This window comes from Sphingobacterium shayense, from assembly GCF_013179575.1.
In the GTDB taxonomy this organism is placed as follows: Bacteria; Bacteroidota; Bacteroidia; order Sphingobacteriales; family Sphingobacteriaceae; genus Sphingobacterium; species Sphingobacterium shayense.
The window spans coordinates 1-3,877 of the sequence record NZ_JABMCQ010000252.1 but is presented as its reverse complement, the minus strand read 5'-3'; the positions used below and the strand labels follow the sequence as shown (position 1 = coordinate 3,877).

Here is a 3,877-nt window from a genome sequence, read left to right as displayed (position 1 = left end):
CGCCACCCTCTTCAAAGCCTTACAGATCTTATAACAATAAACGAGTACAAAACAGTTGAAAAGCCAAAGGTAGTGCTCGCGTGGGCTCCACATGTCAAGGCCCTTCCTCAGGCTGTACCTAATTCGTTCGCGGAATGGATGTCAAAGGCGCAGGCTCAGGATATGGTTGATTTTACAATTGCTCATCCAGAAGGTTACGAACTAAGCGAGGAGTTCACTGACGGGGCAATAATCACACATGATTTGGAAAATGCGTTGACAGGCGCTGATTTTGTGTACGTAAAGAATTGGTCTTCATTTAAGGAATATGGAAAAGTTTATCCCGTCAGTAAAAATTGGATGCTTGACAACGATCTGCTTCGTCTGACCAATAATGCTAAGGTTATGCATTGTTTACCCGTACGTCGTGATTTGGAGCTTTCCTCGGAAATTCTTGATGGTCCTAATTCGTTGGTGGTCAAAGAGGCTAGTAATCGAGTATGGGCTGCACAGGTTGTATTAAAGCGGATGTTGGAAAATTTAGATAGATAACGGTATAAAGATTCGGTGATGAGTAGTGTGTTGCATGTAATTAAAATTGGCGGGAATGTCATTGATAACCCGAATAACCTTGATAGTTTTCTTGAAATGTTTTCTGCATTGCAAGGAAAGAAAATCCTCGTTCATGGTGGAGGGAAAATAGCTACGCGTATTGCTGCTAGCTTAGGAATTGAGGCGCAAATGGTGGAAGGTCGACGAGTGACTGATCAAGATATGTTAGACGTTGTGACGATGGTTTATGCAGGCTTAACGAATAAAAATATCGTTGCGCAGCTTCAACGTTTTGGTTGTGACGCGATTGGTTTGAGTGGCGCTGATGCCAATACAATAAAAGCTGTTCGACGTCCCATTCGTGAAGTTGATTATGGGTTTGTGGGAGATATTCTTGCTGATTCTGTTAATGCCCTAAGCATAAAAAAAATTTTAGAGGCGGGGTTAACCCCGGTTTTTTCAGCGATTACTCATAATGGCTTGGGTCAACTGCTAAATACGAATGCCGATACCATTGCGTCCTCTCTCGCAATAGCGTTGTCCAAGACATATGAAACGCGTTTGATCTATTGTTTTGAGAAAAATGGTGTGCTTAGCGACGTTAACGATGACAGTTCCGTAATTCGTTTGATTCGATCTGGCGAGTTTGAAGGTTTGAAGCAATCAGGGGTGATATATGAAGGGATGATACCGAAGTTGGAGAACGCATTTCAAGCTATTGGTAGAGGTGTTAAAAATGTATATATTGGTAACGCCTTAAACCTGCATTTATATCAGCAAGGCGAATTTGGCACATGTTTATTATCAAAGTAGGATAAATCTATGAGTAAGATAACAATTATTGGCAGCGGAAATATAGGCTTATCGCTCGCTAAAGGATTAGTGAAATCCGGGCAGTACGCAGCTGCAGATATAATGCTAACACGTCGTAACCTAAGTTCTCTGCAGCTGGAGGCCGAATTGGGATTTCAAGTTAGCGATAACAACCCTCAAGCCGTTTTGGCTTCGGATATTGTTGTGTTAGCGATACTTCCACAGCAACTTCGACGTGTGTTGGATGATATTAAAGCATCGTTGAATACCCGTCAGGTTATCGTTTCAGTCGTCTCTGGAGTAACTTGTGAAGATATTAGAGCTGCGATCGGAGAAGATAAAAACGTTGTTAGAGCAATGCCTAACACAGCAATAGCAATTGGTCAGTCAATGACTTGTATCGCGAGTGATACTGCCTCTGATGATTTCGTTTCTCAAGTAGAAAAACTTTTTGAGTCCGTTGGATCTGTGGTTACCATACAAGAGGATTTAATGACTTCGGCAACAGCACTTTGTGCTTGTGGAATCGCTTTTTTTCTTCGCGCCATTCGCGCAGCGTCTCAAGGAGGGGTAGAAATCGGTTTCCATGCTCATGATGCGTTGAAGATGGCTGTGCAAACAGCAAAAGGAGCGGCAGACCTTTTATTACAAACATCAAATCATCCTGAAAGCGAGATCGACAAAGTGACATCGCCAAAAGGCTGTACTATCGCAGGCTTGAACGAAATGGAACATAACGGTTTCAGTTCTGCATTTATTAAAGGAATTAAGTTGTCCGCCAAAAAGGCAGGAGGATTATATAATGAATGATAGGTTGGTGGGTTTAATTGATGCGAGTACGTCGTTATTAAAAGATCTTATCAGTATTCCCTCATTTAGTCGGGAGGAACATGGCACAGCGGAATTGTTGTGCCATTTCCTTAAAATGCGCGGTGTTGAATATCATCGTCATGGAAATAATGTTTGGGCGTACAATAAATTTAAAGATGATAGGAAACCTTGTATTTTATTAAATTCACATCACGATACCGTAAAGCCAAATGCTGGGTATACGAAGGACCCTTTTGCTGCAGTCGTTGAAGATGGAAAGTTATTTGGACTAGGAAGTAACGACGCAGGGGGATGTTTGGTGTCCTTGATCGCGGCTTTCATGTATTTTTATGATAAACAGGATTTAGCGTATGATATTTGTCTGCTTACGTCAGCTGAAGAAGAGATTTCTGGAAAAAATGGAATTGAAGCGGTATTCCCACTTATCGGCGAAATGTCATTTGCTATTGTTGGTGAACCTACGTTATTGGATTTAGCTGTTGCTGAAAAAGGTTTGATGGTACTTGATTGCAAGGCGACAGGTATTTCTGGGCATGCTGCGCGTGATGAAGGTGAAAATGCCATATACAAGGCTATTGAAGCAATCGAGTGGTTTCGAAATTTTGAATTTGTGAAGGAATCTATTCACTTAGGGCCGGTTAAAATGTCTGTGACCATGATTCAATCGGGAACGCAACATAATGTTGTCCCCGATGTATGCACTTTTGTCGTTGATGTACGTACTACTGATGTGTATGATAATCTCGAAATTGTGGAGATTATCAAAAAACATGTTCAAGTTGAGGTGATTCCACGATCAACCAGACTGAATCCTTCTGCTATAGATTTAAAGCATCCAATTGTTCAGTCAGGTTTACTTTTGGGCTCCCGAACGTATGGAAGTCCAACCATGAGCGACCAGGCCTTGTTACCGATTCCATCGGTGAAGGTTGGCCCTGGAGATTCTGCCAGGTCACATACTGCAGATGAGTTTATCTTTCTAGATGAACTCGAAAAGGGTATTCGGTTCTATATCAAATTACTTGATAAAATACTATAGATAAAAAAGTGACTGCTGCACCAGTCACTTTTTTTATCTATAGCGTAATTTGACGTTTTATGCTCTCTTCTAGAGAAATTATTGTCTCGGTACGCTGTATTCCGGTCAAAGCCTGAATATCTTCATTTAAAACTTTGCGTAAATGGGCAGTGTCACGACAAACGATTTTAGCAAACATACTATACTGTCCAGTACAATAATGTAATTCCACAACTTCTTTTATCTTCTGAAGCTGCTTTACTGCATCGGTATATTGGGAACCCTTCTCCAAGTAGATTCCTAGGAAGGCTGTGATATCAAAACCTACCTTTTGAGGATTGATTATAAGCTCGGATCCTTTAATTATACCTAATTCTTCCATTTTTTTCATCCGAACATGGATGGTTCCGCCGGAAACAATAAGTTTTTTTGCTATTTCTGTGTAAGGAATCGATGCATTTTCCATTAAAGTAGACAAAATTTGGATGTCTAGATTGTCTAAATCGTAATTTGCGTATTTTTTATCCATAAAAATGGTATTTTAAGTGTGTTTTTTCGTTGTTTATTTGCAAAGTATGTATTTTTTTAAAAAAATTTAATAAAAACACAGGTATTTCCTATATTTGTTTCAACAAGACGGTAAAAAAGTGAAAGTTTTGTTAAAAAATTGTTACTCCCTCAAAA

General features: G+C 40.1%; 5 protein-coding genes. 4 read left to right on the top strand and 1 reads right to left on the bottom strand.

Going from position 1 to position 3,877, the window contains the following annotated elements:
* From HP439_RS18225 to HP439_RS18210, 4 genes are all read left to right on the top strand, one after another.
* The coding region (locus HP439_RS18225; RefSeq protein WP_484592855.1) for a Rossmann-fold NAD(P)-binding domain-containing protein at positions 1 to 531 on the top strand (531 nt) is incomplete at its 5' end.
* A gap of 18 nt (positions 532 to 549) precedes the next feature.
* Complete coding sequence (gene argB, locus HP439_RS18220; protein ID WP_172391758.1) at positions 550 to 1,344, top strand: acetylglutamate kinase; 795 nt, start codon at positions 550 to 552, stop codon at positions 1,342 to 1,344.
* A gap of 9 nt (positions 1,345 to 1,353) precedes the next feature.
* Entirely contained in the window at positions 1,354 to 2,154 is an 801-nt protein-coding gene (gene proC / locus HP439_RS18215; RefSeq protein WP_172391757.1) for a pyrroline-5-carboxylate reductase, read from the top strand.
* The gene (locus HP439_RS18210) at positions 2,147 to 3,214 is read left to right on the top strand and encodes a M20 family metallo-hydrolase (RefSeq protein WP_172391756.1); all 1,068 of its coding nucleotides are present in this window, start codon (positions 2,147 to 2,149) and stop codon (positions 3,212 to 3,214) included. The genes proC and HP439_RS18210 overlap by 8 nt, the downstream gene beginning before the upstream one ends.
* A gap of 37 nt (positions 3,215 to 3,251) precedes the next feature.
* Here the strand turns inward: HP439_RS18210 and HP439_RS18205 are convergent, their stop codons facing one another.
* A complete protein-coding gene (locus tag HP439_RS18205) occupies positions 3,252 to 3,722 on the bottom strand; it encodes an Lrp/AsnC ligand binding domain-containing protein (protein ID WP_172391755.1) in 471 nt (156 codons plus the stop codon).
* Between the last annotated feature and the right edge of the window lie 155 nt (positions 3,723 to 3,877).

Bases quoted from the DNA above. Each gene is read 5' to 3' on its own strand.
- proC (WP_172391757.1), top strand. From the start codon at position 1,354: ATGAGTAAGATAACAATTATTGGCAGCGGAAATATAGGCTTATCGCTC.
- argB (WP_172391758.1), top strand. From the start codon at position 550: ATGAGTAGTGTGTTGCATGTAATTAAAATTGGCGGGAATGTCATTGAT.
- HP439_RS18210 (WP_172391756.1), top strand. From the start codon at position 2,147: ATGAATGATAGGTTGGTGGGTTTAATTGATGCGAGTACGTCGTTATTA.
- HP439_RS18205 (WP_172391755.1), bottom strand. From the start codon at position 3,722: ATGGATAAAAAATACGCAAATTACGATTTAGACAATCTAGACATCCAA.